At 71.4% G+C, this 16,500-nt stretch carries 15 protein-coding genes; 10 read left to right on the forward strand and 5 right to left on the reverse strand.

The features are described 5' to 3' along the window. The first annotated feature begins 109 nt into the window (after nt 1-109). On the forward strand, nt 110-274 hold the full coding sequence (locus tag IF67_RS44370) for a hypothetical protein (RefSeq protein WP_199812783.1): 165 nt from the start codon (nt 110-112) through the stop codon (nt 272-274). A gap of 32 nt (nt 275-306) precedes the next feature. On the opposite strand, the gene IF67_RS0126415 is transcribed toward IF67_RS44370, so the two are convergent. Both IF67_RS0126415 and IF67_RS0126420 read right to left on the reverse strand, forming a co-directional pair. Beyond that, entirely contained in the window at nt 307-1,557 is a 1,251-nt protein-coding gene (locus IF67_RS0126415; protein ID WP_051818629.1) for an SLC13 family permease, read from the reverse strand. A 151-nt stretch (nt 1,558-1,708) separates the two neighbouring features. Further along, nucleotides 1,709-2,281, reverse strand: coding sequence for a TetR/AcrR family transcriptional regulator (locus IF67_RS0126420; protein WP_030989721.1), 573 nt, complete (start codon nt 2,279-2,281; stop codon nt 1,709-1,711). 126 nt (nt 2,282-2,407) lie between these two features. Here IF67_RS0126420 and IF67_RS0126425 point away from each other — a divergent pair, with 126 nt between their 5' ends. Further along, nucleotides 2,408-3,310: an MBL fold metallo-hydrolase gene (locus tag IF67_RS0126425; protein WP_030989722.1), complete on the forward strand. Its 903-nt coding sequence runs from the start codon at nt 2,408-2,410 to the stop codon at nt 3,308-3,310. 15 nt (nt 3,311-3,325) lie between these two features. On the opposite strand, the gene IF67_RS0126430 is transcribed toward IF67_RS0126425, so the two are convergent. From IF67_RS0126430 to IF67_RS0126440, 3 genes are all read right to left on the reverse strand, one after another. After that, nucleotides 3,326-3,820: a GerMN domain-containing protein gene (locus IF67_RS0126430; RefSeq protein ID WP_030989725.1), complete on the reverse strand. Its 495-nt coding sequence runs from the start codon at nt 3,818-3,820 to the stop codon at nt 3,326-3,328. After that, nucleotides 3,817-5,262 carry a sensor histidine kinase gene (locus IF67_RS0126435; RefSeq protein WP_037839869.1) on the reverse strand — a complete coding sequence of 482 codons (1,446 nt, stop codon included), beginning with the start codon at nt 5,260-5,262 and terminating at the stop codon, nt 3,817-3,819. Before IF67_RS0126435 ends, IF67_RS0126430 begins: the two co-directional genes overlap by 4 nt. A gap of 172 nt (nt 5,263-5,434) precedes the next feature. Further along, nucleotides 5,435-6,121 (reverse strand): response regulator transcription factor, encoded by a 687-nt coding sequence (locus IF67_RS0126440; protein WP_030989729.1) that lies wholly within the window; start codon nt 6,119-6,121, stop codon nt 5,435-5,437. Nucleotides 6,122-6,255: 134 nt separating this feature from the next. Between IF67_RS0126440 and IF67_RS0126445 the strand changes: the two genes are divergently transcribed. The 8 genes from IF67_RS0126445 (at nt 6,256) to IF67_RS0126485 (ending at nt 16,316) form a co-directional block, all read left to right on the forward strand. Next, nucleotides 6,256-6,888 (forward strand): hypothetical protein, encoded by a 633-nt coding sequence (locus tag IF67_RS0126445; RefSeq protein WP_030989731.1) that lies wholly within the window; start codon nt 6,256-6,258, stop codon nt 6,886-6,888. Next, on the forward strand, nt 6,885-7,988 hold the full coding sequence (locus IF67_RS0126450) for a peptidoglycan-binding protein (RefSeq protein WP_051818630.1): 1,104 nt from the start codon (nt 6,885-6,887) through the stop codon (nt 7,986-7,988). Before IF67_RS0126445 ends, IF67_RS0126450 begins: the two co-directional genes overlap by 4 nt. After that, nucleotides 7,985-8,713, forward strand: a complete 729-nt coding sequence (locus IF67_RS0126455) for an ABC transporter ATP-binding protein (RefSeq protein ID WP_037839870.1) — start codon at nt 7,985-7,987, stop codon at nt 8,711-8,713. The genes IF67_RS0126450 and IF67_RS0126455 overlap by 4 nt, the downstream gene beginning before the upstream one ends. Next, a complete protein-coding gene (locus IF67_RS0126460; protein WP_030989737.1) occupies nt 8,710-9,906 on the forward strand; it encodes an ABC transporter permease in 1,197 nt (398 codons plus the stop codon). The genes IF67_RS0126455 and IF67_RS0126460 overlap by 4 nt, the downstream gene beginning before the upstream one ends. 282 nt (nt 9,907-10,188) lie before the next feature. Then, entirely contained in the window at nt 10,189-10,317 is a 129-nt protein-coding gene (locus IF67_RS45815) for a hypothetical protein (protein WP_267959232.1), read from the forward strand. An 858-nt stretch (nt 10,318-11,175) separates the two neighbouring features. Next, nucleotides 11,176-13,017, forward strand: coding sequence for an ABC transporter ATP-binding protein (locus IF67_RS0126475; RefSeq protein WP_078889641.1), 1,842 nt, complete (start codon nt 11,176-11,178; stop codon nt 13,015-13,017). Between the two features lie 218 nt (nt 13,018-13,235). Next, entirely contained in the window at nt 13,236-14,891 is a 1,656-nt protein-coding gene (locus tag IF67_RS0126480) for an APC family permease (protein WP_030989741.1), read from the forward strand. Nucleotides 14,892-15,209: 318 nt separating this feature from the next. After that, nucleotides 15,210-16,316 carry a chitinase gene (locus tag IF67_RS0126485; RefSeq protein WP_030989742.1) on the forward strand — a complete coding sequence of 369 codons (1,107 nt, stop codon included), beginning with the start codon at nt 15,210-15,212 and terminating at the stop codon, nt 16,314-16,316. The last annotated feature ends 184 nt before the right edge of the window (nt 16,317-16,500 follow it).

Genomic DNA, 16,500 nt, shown 5'->3' on the forward strand with positions numbered 1-16,500 from the left:
GGTGTAGTGCGCTACACCCCCGGCTCGGGAGGGCACCCCCTCGATCCGGCGGTCCGGCGACGGCATTGTCGGTCACACGGACGCTCAACTCCCTGCGGAAGGAACTTCCATGAAGGCCCTGCTCTGGTGCGTGCTCTGCCTCGCCGTCGTCGTCAATGTCTCCACCAGCTTCGCCTTCGACGGGGTGCGGCAGGTGCTGATCAGCGTCGCCAGCGGCGTCGTGGTGATCGGGTCGGGGGTGGGGCTGTTCCTGAAGCGCACCAAGCGGTCCTGACGCCGCAGGGGGCCGCACGGGCCGGGGCCGGGTCAGCTGCCGATCAGCTGGAGCGCGCCCCACAGCGCCACCGTCGACAGGGCCAGCGCGGCGGGCACGGTGAGCAGACCGAGCCGGGTGAACTCCTTGAGCCGGACGTCGTGTTCGTGGTGGTGGACGATGCGCCGCCACAGCAGGGTGGCCAGGGACCCGGCGTAGGTGAGGTTGGGGCCGATGTTCACACCGAGGAGCACGGCGAGGACGGCACCGGGGCCGCTCGGCGCGGCCAGCGGCACCAGCACCAGCACGGCGGGCAAGTTGTTGATCACGTTGGCGAGTGCGGCGGCCAGCGCGGTGGTGCCGAGCAGGGCGGGGAGTGAGGTGCCGTCGGGCAGTACGTGCCCGAGCGCATCGGCGAGCCCGTTGTCGACGACCGCGCGGACGACGATGCCCAGGGCCAGTACGAAGGCGAGGAACGGCAGCCCGGCGGCCCGGACGACGGCGGCCGGGGTGGTGTCGCGCCGGGCGAGCGCACGGACCGCCAAGACGAGGGCGCCGGCCGCGGCGGCCCAGGCCGGGTCGATGCCCAGTGCGGAGGTCAGCGCGAAACCGGCGAGCGTGCCGGCCACCGTCACCAGCGCGAACAGCGGGAGCTCGGGCGGCTCGGCGGTGCCCGGACCGGGTGTCGCGGCGGCCAGGTCCGTGGCGAAAAAGCGGCGGAAGACCAGGTATTCGACACCGATCGCGACCAGCCACGGCAGCGCCATCAGCGCACCGAACCGGGTGAAGCTCAGCCCGCTCGCCGTGAAGGCCAGCAGGTTCGTCAGATTGGAGACGGGCAGCAGCAGGGACGCGGTGTTCGACAGATGGGTGCAGGCGTAGACATGGGGCCTGGGACGGGCGCCCATGTGCGCGGCGGTGGCGAACACGACGGGAGTCAGCAGGACGACGGTGGCGTCCAGGCTCAGTACGGCCGTGATGACCGACGCGAGGGCGAAGACCGCACCCAGGAGGCGGCTGGGCCGTCCCGCGGCCCAGCGCGCCATCCAGGTACCGCAGGCGTGGAAGAGCCCCTCGTCGTCGCAGAGTTTGGCGAGGACCAGCACCGCGGCGAGAAAGCCGATCACCGGTCCCAGCTGCTCCGCCTCGTCGCGGACACCGGCGAGCGGGATCACCCCGGCGACGGTCACCACGGCGGCGGCCGGCACCGCGAAGACCGCCTCCGGCAGCCGGAACGGCCGGATCACGGCACCCACCAGGACGACGCACAGCATGGCGAGGGACAGGGATTCGGCAAGCACCATGCGCGGGATGGCCCTTTCGTGCAGCGGACCGTGACGGGGCGGGCGAAGGCCTCACCCGGGGCTCATGGGCCATGCCACCCGGTGCGCCACGACGGGCGCCACGCGCCTCGCCGGTGCGCGGGCATCCGGTGCGCGGGCATGACGAAGGAGGTCAGTGCGGCGGCATCAGCCCGGCAAGCGTCGCCTCCACCAGGCCGCGCGCATACGACGCGTCCAGCGGGCCGGGCCGGAAGACCAGGCGGTACATCATGGGGGCGACGATGTGGTCCATCACGAGTTCGGCGTCCGGGACCTGCTCGCCGCGGTCGGCGGCGCGGGCGAGGATGACGCCCACCTGCTCGGCGGCGTAGGCCGAGCACTGCCCTGCATTGCGGCCGTCCGGATCACCGGCGAGCGCGTCACGGATGTAGGCCCGGCCCGGGGGCGAGGCCATCTCCTCCAGGAACTGCTCGGCCCAGGCCTCCAGGTCCGTGCGCAGCGCGCCGTGGTCGGCGGGCGGTGCCTCCGGGCGGAGGCGTTCGACGGCCACGTCGGACAGCAGTTCCTGGAGGTCTCCCCACCGGCGGTAGATCGTCGACGGCGTGACGCCGGCGCGCGCGGCGACCAGAGGGACCGTCAGCGCCGCTCGGCCCTGCTCGGCTTCGAGGGCACGCACGGCGGCATGCACCGATTCCTGGACGCGGGCGCTGCGTCCCCCGGGGCGGGTCATCGGCCTGGGGCTCATGACTCCACCTTAAGGGCTCGGCGTGACACAGCGACACATAAAAGCAAAATGTTTGCGTTAGGGGCCCGGCTGCGCTAGCCTGGCATAACGCAAAGAATTTGCTTTAGGTCCACGAGAGGACAGCTCATGCATGCCGTCAGTGAAGCGGTCCCTGCCTGGACGGTCGGCGAGATCACCGTCCGCCGTATCGACGAGACCGCGCTCCCCGCGCCGACCGGCCGGTGGCTGCTGCCCGACGTCACCCCGGACGTGCTGGCGCAAGCGCCCTGGCTGCGGCCGGACTTCGCCGACCGGAACGGTGACCTGCGCCTGGCCACGCACAGCTTCGCGCTGGAGGTGCAGGGCATACGCCTCCTGGTCGACACCGGCATCGGCAACGGCAAACCCCGGGCCAACCCCGCCTGGGACCACCTCGACACCGGCTATCTCCGGCGGCTGACGGCGGCCGGCTTCGCCCCGGAGGCGGTGGACCTGGTCCTCCTCACCCATCTGCACACCGATCACGTCGGCTGGAACACCGTCGCCGACAAGGACGGCTGGGTCCCCACCTTCCCCCGCGCCCGCTACCTGACGTCCCGTACGGAGTGGGACCACTGGTCCGGCCAGGACCTGGACGAGGCCCGCCGCCAGATGTTCCGTGACTCCGTCCACCCCGTCCGCGACGCCGGACAGCTCGACCTGGTCGACGTGCCCGCCGAAGGCACCGAGGTCGCCCCCGGCGTCCGCCTCCTGCCCACCCCCGGTCACACGCCCGGCCAGTTCGCCGTGGAGCTGCGCAGCGCCGGGCAGACGGCCCTGATCACCGGTGACTGCCTGCACCACCCGGTCCAGCTGTCGCGCCCCGACATCGGGAGCTGCGTGGACACCGACCCCGCACAGGCCGCGGACACCCGCCGCACCCTTCTCGCCTCGCTGGCCGGCACCGACACCCTGCTCCTGGGCAGCCACTTCCCGCCGCCCACGGCAGGCCGGGTCCGCTCCGAGGGCGGCGCATACCGGCTCTCGCCGGTGGGACCGGATCACGGATGACCCCGCGGACGGGCCTCAGCGTGCCAGGAACTGCTGGCAGCGGTACGGCCCGGCGCGCCCGTCCTCGCCGACGATGGTCACCTGGACCTTGTCCGGGCGGGTGCCGTGGACGAGGACCTCGGCACGGGCGAGGGTGCAGACCAGCTGGCCGGTGGCCTGGTCCTGGGGGGAGACGGTGGCATAGCCCGGAGCGGTGACGGTGACCTGGCCGTGGCTGGCGGTGGCGCGGAATCCTCCGGCCGTGGGGAGGAGATTGGTCAGCCCCTCGGCCCGCTCGGCCGGGGACGGGCCCGAGATCAGCAGTTTGAACGCATCGTCGAGCTGGTCGAAGGTCACGTCGGGCCGGGACACCCCGCGCGGACCGTTGTCGGAGGCGAAGTAGATCCGCATGCCTTTCGAGATCCCGGAAGGGGCGGTGCCGCCGTCCGTGACGCCGGTGGGACGGATACCGCAGCCCGCGGCGGCGAGGGCGAGCACACAGCAGGTGAGGGCGGTGCGGGGGCGCGTCATGAGGCGGATTCCGTACGGAGGGGGATGCGGAGGGTGAAGACGGCTCCGGTGCCCGGAGCCGGGGGCGCGAGTTCGATGGTGCCGCCGTGCAGGCGGGCGTTCTCCAGGGCGATGGCCATGCCCAGTCCGCTGCCCTCGGAGCGGCGACGGGCGCTGTCGGCCTTGAAGAAGCGGTCGAAGACATGGCGGGCGACCTCGGGGGCCAGCCCCGGGCCGTGGTCGGCGACGGAGACGGTGAGCCGGTCGTCCGCCGCCCGTACGGTGACGGTGACCGGCGGCGCGCCGTGCCGGAGGGCGTTGCCGACGAGGTTGGCGACGATGACGTCGAGACGGCGGCGGTCGAGCCGGGCCCGGATGCCCGGCGGCAGATCGGCCACGACCTGGTCGGTCCAGCCGCGGGCCGCGAGCGTCGCGCGCACCGCCTCGGCCATGTCCAGTTCGTGCACCGTGAGCGCCACGGCGCGGGCGTCGAAGCGGGATATCTCGATGAGGTCGTCGACGAGCCGGGCCAGCTTGGCGGTTTCGGCGCTGACCGTGCGGGCCGCGTGTGCGGTGTCGGGGGTGAGCTGGTCGGCGTCCTCCTCCAGGACGCTGGAGACGATGGTCATGGCGGCGAGCGGGGTGCGCAGCTCATGGGAGACATCGGCGACGAAACGGCGGGCCAGGGCCTCCTGTTCGCGCAGCTCGCCGACGCTGTGCTCCAGCGCGCCGGCCGTTTCGTTGAAGGTGTGGGCGAGTTCGGCCAGTTCGTCGTGGCCCTTCTCCTCGACCCGGATACTGAGCTCGCCGGTGGCCAGCCTGCGGGTGGCCCGCGCCAGTTTGCGGACCGGCCGCAGCACCGTACGGGCCGCGAGCAGCGCCAGGACCGCGGCCAGCAGCACCACGGGCACCAGCCCGCCCTGCACACTGCGCACCAGCTCGGCGGTGTCGCGTTCCTCCTCGGCCAGGGAGACGGCCGCGAATATCTCGACCCCGGACGGCTGTCCCGAGCTGCCACGGCCGGCCGGTGCTTCCAGACCGACCGGGGCGCCGAGCGCCAGCCAGGGCTTCCCGCCGTACTCCACCCGCTGGAGAGAGACCCGGGTGTGGGTGCGCACGGCCGCGCGCAGCTCGGGAGTGATCCGGGTGCGGTCCGCGGACGGGGCGGAGGAGGCGGTGTAGTCGCGGTACCGGGCGACGACCAGTGAGCCGTGGAGACCGGACGAGACGTCGGTGGCGAACCGGGCCATGGACCGGGGTTCGGTGGGGACATCGAGCTCCGCCGCGTGCCGCTCGACGAGACCGCGGAAGTCGTCGACGGCGGCGTTCTGGGCCCGCTTGAGGACCGCTTCCCGCGATTCCCGGTACGCCAGTCCGGTGGCGGTGACCGCGCTGATCAGGGCGACCACGACAACGGTGATGATCAGCCGCCCGCGAAGCCCGTCAAGGCGGGGGAGCCGCATACGGGCCCGCAGCCCGGTCCTCACGGCCGTCGCCGGAGCGGACTCCACCGGAGCAGATCCCAGCGGAGCAGATCCCACCGGAGCGGCCCTCGCCGCGATCCTCTCCGTGCTCCCCTCCGTACCTCCTTCCGCGCTCTCCGTCCCGCTCCCCTTCCTACTCCTCATCGCGCGCTCACACCGGCCCGAAGCGATAGCCGAAGCCGCGCACCGTCTGGATGTAGCGCGGCTTGGCGGGTACGTCCTCCAGCTTGGCGCGCAGCCGCCCGACCGCCGCGTCCACCAGCCGGGAGTCGCCCAGGAAGTCGTGTTCCCAGACGAGCTCCAGCAGCTGTTCCCGGCTGAAGACCCGGCGGGGTGCGGCTGACAGCTCCAGCAGCAGCCGCAGCTCGGTGGGCGGGAGGGGGACGGGGGTGCCGCGCTTGGTGACGGTCAGCCCGGCCCGGTCGATGACGAGCCCGGCGAAGTCTTCGCTGTCCGTGCGGGTGGCCGGGCCGACCCGTCGCAGCGCCGCCCGGATGCGGGCCTCCAGCACCCGGCCGGTGATCGGCTTGATCACATAGTCGTCGGCGCCCGCCTCCAGCCCGCTGACCACGTCCAGATCGTCGCCGCGCGAGGTGAGCATGATGATCGGCAGCTGGCTCCGGCCGCGGATGCGGCGGCAGACCTCGAAGCCGTCGATACCGGGCAGCATCAGGTCGACCACCGCGATCTCGATGCCGCCCTCACGCGGGCGGGACAGCAGCTCCAGGCCCGCCTCGCCGCTGGCGACGGCGTCGACCTCATGGCCGTGCCGACGCAGCACCAGCTCCATTCCGTCCCGTACGGACATGTCGTCCTCGATCAGCAGCACATGCGGCATGCCGTCGATTATGGGCGAGGGTTTGTGCAGCTCAGGAGTTATCCACAGGGCGGAAGCGCGGTCCGGCGGCATTGTTACGTTCTCATCATGCGGCCATGGAGCGGCCACCAACTACGGCCCTGACATTGAGCCGCATGACGCAGAAGACACGCTCCCGCTCCCGTGCCGCACGCCTCGCGCTGCTGATTGCCCTGCCCGCCCTCGCGCTGACCACCGCCTGCGGCGGTGCCGAGTCGTCCGACGAAGGGGTCGCGTCCGTCAGCAACGCGCCCTCCACCGACCGGACCAAGGACGGCGCCGGCTCGTCCAAGGACGGTGGCGCCCAGGGCAAGAGCGCGTTCTACGACGCACAGATGAAGTTCGTCCAGTGCATGCGCAAGAAGATCACCAAGGACTACCCCGATCCCAAGCTGAGCGGCTATCTCGACTGGACGAAGATCAACAAACTCCAGGAGGAGATGGGCAACAACGACGTCGCCAAGGCCGGCCGGGGCAACGCATGTGTGTCCGAGATGCGGAAGGCCATGAGCCTGGAGCCGCCCCGCGACACCCAGAAGGACTACGAGTCGATGCTCGCGCACGCCAAGTGCATGCGCGCCCATGGCGTATCGAAGTTCACCAACCCGAAGCTTCAGGACGGCAATGTCCTCCCCGGCGGTGACCCGAACCCCGCCTCGCCCGAGATCGAGCGGGACTCGCCCGCATACCAGCAGGCCGAACAGGCCTGCAAGGACAAGCTCCTCGACGGACTGGACGGCATGCAGTGAGCTCCGCAGGCAAGCGCCGTCGGGGTCTCGTCGCCCTGGCGGCGGCGGTCACGGCGACCGCGGTGACCGCCGGCGTCATGATCCTCACCAACCCCGGCCAGGACGCCTCGGCCGACAGCCGGAAGCCGAAGGGGCCGCCCACCACGACCGAGATCACCCGCGCCGACCTCGTCCAGAGCAAGACCGTCGACGGACACCTGGACTACGCGCAGCGCCGGGCGGTGAAGTCCCCAGTGGAGGGCACGATCACCAAGGCCGCCCAACCGGGGAAGACTCTCTCGCTCGGGCAGCGCCTGTACGAGCGCGACGCCCGGCCGGTGATCCTCCTCTACGGCCCGACACCGATGTTCCGCGCGATGAAGGTCGGCACCCGCGGCCCGGACGTCCTCCAACTGGAGCGCAACCTCCGCGATCTGGGCTTCGGGTCCGGGCTGTATGTGGACGTCCGTTATGACGAGGCGACCAAGGCCGCCGTCAAGCAGTGGCAGAAGTCCCTCGACATGACCTCCAACGGCGAGATCGGCCGGGGAGACGTCGTCTTCCAGCGCGGCCCCGTGCGGGTGGTGTCCGCGGACGCCGCCCTCGCCGACACCATCGGCCCGGACAAGGCAGTCCTGACGGTCGCCTCCACCGAGCCCGTCGTACGGGCCTCGCTCAGCGCGGCCGACGGGGCGCTGGCCGCCAACGGCACCAAGGTGGAGATCGCCATGCCCGGCGGAGGCAACCGGCGCGGCAAGGTCAGCGGCGTGGCGGCCCCCGAGGAATCCGAGTCTGCCGAGGGCGGGGCCGGCGGATCCGGCGGCTCGTCCGACAACGCGATCGAGGTCGAGATCACGCTCGACGACGACACCAAGCTCCACGAGAAGGACCGGCAGGGCACCCTCGCCGTGAAGTTCGTCAGCGAAAGCCGCAAGGACGTGCTGACGGTGCCGGTCGAGGCGGTCGTCGCGCTGCGCGAGGGCGGCTACGGGCTGGAGCTGGTCCAGGGCGCCAAGACCCGCATGGTGTCGGTCGAGACCGGTCTGACGGCCGACGGCCGGATCGAGGTCAGCGGTTCCGGCCTGGCCGAGGGCATGAAGGTCGGAGCGGCCGAGCAATGACCCCAGCCGTGATCGAACTGCGGGCGGCCACCAAGTCGTACCCGGGCGGGGTGCACGCCCTGCGGGGCGTGGACCTCCGGGTGGAGCGCGGCGAACTGGCCGCCATCGTCGGCCCGTCGGGCTCCGGCAAATCCACCCTGCTCCATCTGCTCGGCACCCTCGACCGGGCCACCTCGGGCGAGGTCAGGGTGGCCGGGCACGACGTGAGCCGGCTGTCCGACGCCCAGCTCTCCGCGCTGCGCGCCCGGCACATCGGCTTCGTCTTCCAGCACTTCCATCTCGCGCCCGGACGCAGCGCCCAGGACAACGTCGCCGACGGCCTGCTGTACGGCGGAACGGGCCTGCGGGAGCGCCGCGCCCGCGCCCGCACGGCCCTGGAGGAAGTGGGGCTCGGACACCGCATCGGCCACCTCGCCCACCAGCTGTCGGGCGGTGAGAAGCAGCGTGTGGCCATCGCCCGCGCACTGGTCGGCGACCCCGATCTGCTGCTCGCCGACGAGCCGACCGGCGCCCTGGACACCGCTTCCGGAGAGCTGGTCATGAACCTCATCCGCGAGCTGCATGCCGCCGGGACGACCGTCTGCGTCATCACCCACGACAACGACATCGCCGACGCGCTGCCCCGCCGCATCCGCTTCCGCGACGGCGAGATCGTCGACGACTCCGGTACCGCCCCTGCCGCCCCCGGCTCCCCCGGGGAGCCCACCGAGGAGGTGACCCGATGAGCGGCCCCGCACTGAGGGCGGCCCGGCTCTCCCCGGCCGATGTGCTGCGCGTCGGCGCCGAGGGCCTGCGCAGCCGCCGCACCCGCGTCGTGCTGTCCGCCCTCGGCATCGCGATCGGCATCGCCACGATGGTCGCGGTCATCGGGCTGTCCACCTCCAGCCGCGCCGACATCATGTCCCGGCTGGACCGCCTCGGCACCAATATGCTCACCGCCGAGGCGGGCCAGGACTCCGCGGGCAACGACGCCAAACTCCCCAAGAACGCGGTGTCGATGGTCGAGCGGATCGGCCCGGTCCAGCACGCCACCGCCGTCGGTGCGGTCGACGCCCGGGTGCGGCGCAGCGATGCCGTGCCGGAGGAGATGCCGGCGGGCATCACCGTCCAGGCCGCCCGCCCCGACCTGCTGGACGCGCTCAATGCCCGTACCAGGCAGGGAAGGTGGCTGAACCGCGCCAGTGAACGACTGCCCACCGTCGTCCTGGGCTCGGTGGCCGCCGACCGGCTCGGCATGAGCGAGCCCGGCGCCAAGATCCTGCTCGACGACCGCTGGTACGTCGTCACCGGCATCCTCGCGCCCATCGAGCTGGTGCCGACCCTGGACCGTACCGCCCTGGTCGGATACCCCTCCGCCGAACGCTACCTGGGCTTCGACGGCCACCCGACCATGCTCTTCGAGCGTTCCACGGACGCCTCGGTGGAGGCGGTCCAGGGGGTTCTGGCCCGTACGGTCAACCCGGGTGACGAGAACTCGGTGAAGGTCTCCCGCCCCTCCGACGCCCTGGTGGCCAAGTCCGCCACCGACAAGGGGATGACCAGCCTGATGCTGGGCCTGGGCGCGGTGGCGCTGCTGGTCGGCGGTGTGGGTGTGGCCAACACCATGGTGATCTCGGTACTGGAGCGCCGCCAGGAGATCGGGCTGCGCCGCGCCCTCGGCGCGACGAGAGGCTCGGTCCGGCTCCAATTCCTCACCGAATCACTGCTGTTGTCGGCACTCGGCGGACTGGCGGGCGCCGCCCTGGGCGCCGTCGCCACGGCCGTCTTCGCCCATGCCCAGGGGTGGACCGCCGTCGTACCGCCCTGGTCGCTGGCCGGCGGACTCGGCGCCACCCTGGTGATCGGCGTCATCGCGGGCCTCTACCCGGCCGTACGGGCCTCCCGGCTGCATCCGACGGTGGCGCTCAGCGCGACCTGACCCGGCACAACCCGGCGTCGGCGCACACCGCCGGTAGCGGCGGGCCACGGTCTGCGTTGGCCGCGCTGGCGGTCTGCGGCTCGGGACTGCGGCTCGGGACAAGGCCTGTTCGCCGTCCCGTTCTTCACCACCGCCCTGCACCGGGTCCGCCCGCACGAAACCGGCTCGGCGGCCGGGCTGCTCAACGCCGCCCAGCAACTGGGCGGCACGCTCGGTATCGCCCTCCTGGGCACCATTTTCCTCCACGCCGGTTCCGACGGCCCGTCGGAACCGGCCCGTGCCGTGCTGAACGGAGCCCGGAACGCCTTCTGGGTCTCCGTCGGCCTCATCGCCGCCACCGGCGCCGCCGCGGCCCTCCTGCACGCCGCTTCCCGCAGCCACCGCGGGCGGGGGACCGAGGAGGGCGACTGACCGCATCCGCCGCAGTCTTGGGCAGCCGGCCGACTTCCCGTCAGCTGACGCGCAAGGGCCGAGCGGCCCGGTGGCCGTACGCTCCGGCGGACCGCGGCGCTCCCGCTGATCCCTTCGCTCCGGCAGATCCATTTGCTTTCGCAGACACCCGCCCGCCCCGCCCCCCCCGATGGCCCGATCGTTGCGTCCGATGAGTCAGAGACATCAGAGGCGCCAAAAGCGTCCAAATGGCCTCCGGAGAGTCACCTCTCGTCACCCTTTGGGGTATTTGAGAGGAATATTGGCTTATGTCTGAATTTTCACGCACATTTCCTTGTTGGAATCAGATGTGCGTCGTAGCTTGGGAGTTGTCGTAGCCGGTAACGGCTCGACAGCAAGGAAAAGTCTACGAGGAGGCGAGATGAGCTTCCGCAAGATCTTCCCCACCAGGCGCAGGCGTCACGGAGACGACTGGGACTACGACGACTATGGCCGTGGCTACGGCCGCTTCCGCGGGCGCGGACGCGGGCGTGGGCGTGGCAGGGGTCGTGGGCGTGGCCATGGCCGCGGCTTCGGGCGTCACTGACGCAAACCTCTGAGTTCGAGGCTGGCTCGCGTACAGCGCGGGTCCGCCTCGTCGTTTGAGGGGCCGTGTCACGTGGTCCCGGCCAGCACCCGGAGCAGCGACGAGATGACGTAACCACCATGCACCTGCGCAGCTCACGCCGGCGCCGAGAGCGCCTCGAAGCGTCGCCTCAACGAGGCACGGAACCACCACCCGTTGAAGAGGGTTCGGCACTGCTGAGCGGTGGCGGTGACGAGTTCACCGCTCCGGCGGCCGCTGGGCGGGCAAGGAAGCTGCCGCCCCCGGACCCCGCTATGGACCGCGTGTTCCGGGGGCTCGTCGCAGACACCTCGATCCGCACCAGGCGAGTGGGCTTCAAGGAGGCGGTGCGCCGTTTTTGGCCCCTGACCCGCGGCGACCGGCGCTGGATCGTCCTCGTCATTCTGAGCGCCATCGTCGCCACGCTCGCCGAGACCGTGGCCATCCTGCTCTTCGCCGAACTCACCGACAACGCCCTTCAGAAGGGCTCGGTCAGCGCCTTCTGGGGGCCCGCCGGGCTGTGGCTCGGCCTGGCCGTCGCCGGCGCGATCGTGGGGTATCTGGGCAACTCGCTCGCCGCCTGGGTGGCAGAGCGCTTTGTGATGCGGCTACGGGCCCGGATCTTCGCGCATCTCCAGACGCTGCCGCCGCACTTCTTCCAGCGCAACCGACGGGGTGACCTGGTCGAGCGGCTGACCGGCGACGTCGACGCCATCGAGGAGCTCGTGGTCTCCGGCTTCGTGCAGGCGATCACGGCCCTGTTCGGCGTCGTCTTCTACGCCGGTGCCGCGCTCTGGCTGCGCTGGGACCTGGCGCTCGCCACCTTCGCCCTGGCTCCGCTGTTCTGGCTCGCCACCAGCCGTTTCACCCACCGGGTCAAGGAGGTGTCCCGCCGGGAACGCGCGGCGGACGGCGCGATCACCTCGGTGGTGGAGGAAGGGCTGGTCAACGTCGTCCTGACCCAGGCCTACAACCGGCAGCGCGACGAGCAGGAGCGGCTCCGCCGCGAGGCCCACAGCTGGCTGAGGGCGTCGGTGACCAGTGCCCGTCTCAACGAGCTGTACGAGCAGCTGGTCCAGGTCCTGGAAACGTTCTGCGTGCTGGCGATCATCGGCCTGGGCGCGTGGGAGATCGCCTCGGGGCGGATGACGCTGGGCCAGCTGCTGGCCTTCGCCGCGTTCGTCGGCTACCTCTACCCGCCGATCCAGAGCCTCGGCCAACTCGGTCTGACGGTCACCGAGGCGACCGCCGGAGCCGAGCGACTGCTGGAGATCGTCGACGCGCCACCCGCCGTCACCGAACCGGACCCCTCCGTCATCGTTCCGGCACCGGAGCGCGCGGTCGGTGCGGTGGAAGCGTGCCGGGTCGGCTTCCGCTACCCGGGCAGCGAGCAGGAGGTGCTCCATGACTTCTCCTTCACCGCGGTGCCCGGGGAGCTGGTGGTCATCACCGGCCCCAGCGGCGCGGGCAAGTCGACCCTGGCCGCCCTGCTGCTGAGGTTCTACGACCCGGACACCGGCAGCGTCCGGCTGGACGGCATCCCCGTGAACCGGCTGCCGCTCGCCCAGCTCCGCCGGAACATCACGCTGCTGCCGCAGGACACCCTCGTCCTGCACGACACCGTGGAGGAGAACATCGCCTGCGGACGCGACGACGTGACCCACGACGACGTCGTCCAGGCCGCGCGGGCCGCCGACGCCGAGGTGTTCATCGCCGCCCTCCCCGACGGCTATGACACCGTGATCGCCCCCGGCACCTCCCGGCTCTCCGGGGGCCAGCTACAGCGCATCGCGATCGCCCGCGCCATGCTGCGCAACGCCCCCGTGCTCATCCTCGACGAGCCCACCACCGGCCTGGACACCTTGGCCACCCGGCGCATCCTCGGGCCACTACGGCGCCTCGCCGAGGGCCGTACCACTCTCGTGATCACACACGATCTGGACCTCGCCACGGACGCCGACCGCATCCTGGTGCTGGACGAGGGACGCCTGGTGGAGTCGGGCCGGCACACCGAACTCCTCGCCCGGCAGGGCCTGTACGCCACCCTCTTCCACGCCCACCCGCCGCCCCGCAACGGCTCCGTGCACCCCCTCGCCGACCCGTCGGGCAGTCACTAGGGGTAGCCCGGCAGCAGGACGGCCAGTACCGGGCCGACGCGTACACCCGCGTGACAAGGCCTGCCATACGCCGTAAGGCCCTGGCCCCCAGCCGTAAGGCCCTCACCCGACCATTGATCACGCTCCGTACGCAGGGCGACACGCAAGGCGCAGACGCGCCGGGTCCGCTTCCCGTCCGCTTCCCGGGACCAAGATGGCTCCGTGAACCAGGAGCGCGCGTGAGCAAGCCATCCGTGGCGGGGAGCGAGAGCCCCGCCGGAAGCCGTCATCTCCAGCGAGCGGTCGGGTTCTGGGGCCTGATGTTCATCTCCCTGGGGTCGATCATCGGCTCCGGCTGGCTGCTGGGCGCCCTGACCACCGCCGTCATCGCCGGCCCGGCCTCGCTGGTGTCCTGGGTGCTCGCCTCGACGATGCTCGCCGTGCTGGCGCTGGCCCACGCGGAACTGGGCGCCACGTACCCGATCGCGGGCGGCACCGCCCGCTTCCCGTTCTTCGCCTTCGGCCCGCTGGTCGGCTTCACGGCCGGCTGGATGTCCTGGCTGCGCTCGGTCCTGATCTCGCCGATCGAGGTCGAGGCCACGCTCTCGTACATGGACCGCATCGGCTGGTTCCACGACCGGGTGCACGTCCTGCACCCCAACGGCACCCTCACCACCGCGGGCCTGGTGATCGGGACCTTCCTCATGCTGGTCTTCACCCTCATCAACATCCTCGGCGTACGGCTGATGTCCGGGATCAACTCGGTCACCGCGGTGGTGAAGACGGCCGTCCCCCTGCTGACCGTGGTGGTCCTGATGAGCCTGGCCTTCCACGGCTCGAACTTCACCGCGGGCGGCGGCTTCGCCCCGCACGGGGCGCACGGCGTCTTCGCGGCGCTGCCCGCCGGTGTGGTGTTCGCGCTGCTGGGCTTCGAGCAGGCCATCCAATTGGCCGGTGAGGCGCGCGATCCCCAGCGCGACATCTCCCGGGCGGTGATCGTGGCCATGGCGGTCGGCACCGCGCTCTATCTCCTGCTCCAGGTCGCCTTCATCGCCGCCCTGAACCCCGAGGCCGTGGCCGACGGCTGGGCCAACCCGGTGGGGGCGGGCAATTTCGGTCCCTACGCCACTCTGGCCACCGCGGTCGGGGCCGGCTGGCTGGCGACCATCCTCTACGTCGACGCCGTCATCTCCCCGGCAGGCACCGGCCTGGTCTACATGGCAGGTGCCGCACGTCTCTCGTACGCCATGGGGCGGGAGCGGGTGCTGCCCACAGTCCTCACCCAGGTCGGCCGCAGCCGCGTGCCCGTCGTCTCGACCCTCCTCGCCTTCGTGGTCGGCGAGCTCGCGTTCCTGCCGTTTCCCAGCTGGCAGGCGCTGGTGGGCCTGGTCACCTCGGCAGCGGCCGTCATGTACGCGTTCGCACCGGTGGCGCTGCACGCCCTCCGCGTACGGGACGGTGACCGGAACCGCCCGTACCGGCTTCCCGCCGGACGGGTCATGGCGCCCGCCGGATTCGTCTTCGCCAACTTGATCTTCTACTGGTCCGGGTACGAGGCGGACTGGAAACTCGGTATCGCCGCTCTGCTCGGCTTCGTCGTCCTCGCGCTCACCCGCCGCGGCATCCCGGCGGCCGAACGCAGCGGCCTGCGCGCCAAATCGGCCATCTGGGTGTGGCCCTGGCTCGGCGGCATGGTCCTCATCGGCTACCTCGGCCGCTACGGCGGCACCGGTGTGCTCCCCGAATGGTGGGACCTGGTCCTCGTGATCGTCTTCAGCCTCGCCGTCCACTACACCGCCGTACGACTGGCCATGCCCCCCGAAGCCGTGGACGCAGCCGTACAGCACGAGGAGGAGGGCGAGTCCGTACCTCCGCCTCCTGCCTCCGCACGGTGACACCGGCCACGAGGCGGAAGCCGGGTCACGCAGGGACTCCCCGGTAGTCCTCGCGCTCACGGGGCCTCACCGAAACAGATGTGATCTTCGCGACTCCGGGGGACGGGCCGTCCGGCCGCCCGGTGCCTGTTCCCAGGGCCTGGCCAGGCATGTTTCCCCGCCAGGAGCTCCCCGCGCCTTGCATGCGCTCCTTGCCCTCCGTGCCCGCCGCGCAACATGCTGATCGGCCGATCCGGTGTGGCTCCCCTTTCCGTCCTTCTCTTCGCTGCACCTCCGCACACAACTGCCCGCCCCCCAACCCCTGGAGGCAGCCCCGCGATGGCGCGTCACGCAGAAGCGCACGTTCCCCGGAGAAGCCGCAAGCCGAAGCCGGCCACCATCGCGGCGATGGCGGTGGTGGTGGCGGCGTCGTTGCTCGCCGGCTGCTCGAGCGAGGAGCAGGAGAAGCCCGAGAGCCCGGGCCCGGCGAAGCCGTCGCATCCGAAGAGCGACGCCCCTTCCGCCCCTCCCACACCCTCTGCCACGCCCTCCGCGGAACCCGCCGCCTTCTCGCCGTACGTGGACACCTTGCTCAAGCCCTCCTACGACCTCCTCAAGGGCGCCGAGGAGACCGGGGTGAAGGAGTACAACCTGGCCTTCGTCTCCCCGGGAGGCGGCTGCGAACCCAAGTGGGGCGGCAGGCAGGAGCTGGACGACAACCCGGTGGCGCGGCAGGTGGCCGCGCTGCGCGCCAAGGGCGGCGATGTGCGGGTCTCCTTCGGCGGGCAGAGCGGCAACGAACTGGCCAGGGTCTGCGGCTCGGTGTCCAAGCTGGTGCACGCGTACCGCAAGGTCATCGACGCCTACGACCTGACGAAGGTCGACTTCGACATCGAGGGCCCCGCCCTGACGGACACCAAGGCCAACAGCCTCCGCGCCCGGGCGATCGCCCGGCTCCAGCAGCAGCGCAGGAATCTGGACGTCTCCGTCACCCTCCCGGTGCTCCCCTCGGGCCTGAACCGGCACGCCGTCGCGGTGCTGGAGAACGCCAAGAAGAACGGTGCCCGGATCTCCGGCGTGAACATCATGGCCATGGACTACGGCACCTACTACGACGGCGACATGGGCAAATACGCCGTCGCGGCCGCCACCGCCACTCAGAAGCAGGTGAAGTCGGCGCTGGGCATCCGGAGCGAGGCCCAGGCCTGGAAGACCGTCTCGGTCACGCCGATGATCGGCGTGAACGACGTCAAGGCCGAGGTCTTCAGGCCCGACGACGCGGCCGAACTCAAGAGGTTCGCCGAGAAGAAGGGACTCGGCCGGCTCTCGATGTGGTCGGTCACCCGCGACAAGGCCTGCCCCGGAGGCGCGAAACCCACGGCGATGGCGACCTGTTCCAGCATCGGGAAGTCAGCGAACGAGTTCGTGCGCGCCTTCACCGGCTGAGCACCGGCGCCGCCCGGATCCGGGGCACCGGAACCGCTCCCGCGCCCCGGCGACCACGAGGCCCAGATGCTCGCCGGGCGTCCGGAACGGTCCCGGCCGCGTGACACACGCCACGCGGCCGGGACCGTTCTCCTGCTGCCCCAACTCCCTGCCCCGACCGTCGAAGCGATCATGGCGACCCCGG

Source organism: Streptomyces sp. NRRL S-1813 (assembly GCF_000719605.1).
GTDB classification, from domain to species: domain Bacteria; phylum Actinomycetota; class Actinomycetes; order Streptomycetales; family Streptomycetaceae; genus Streptomyces; species Streptomyces decoyicus.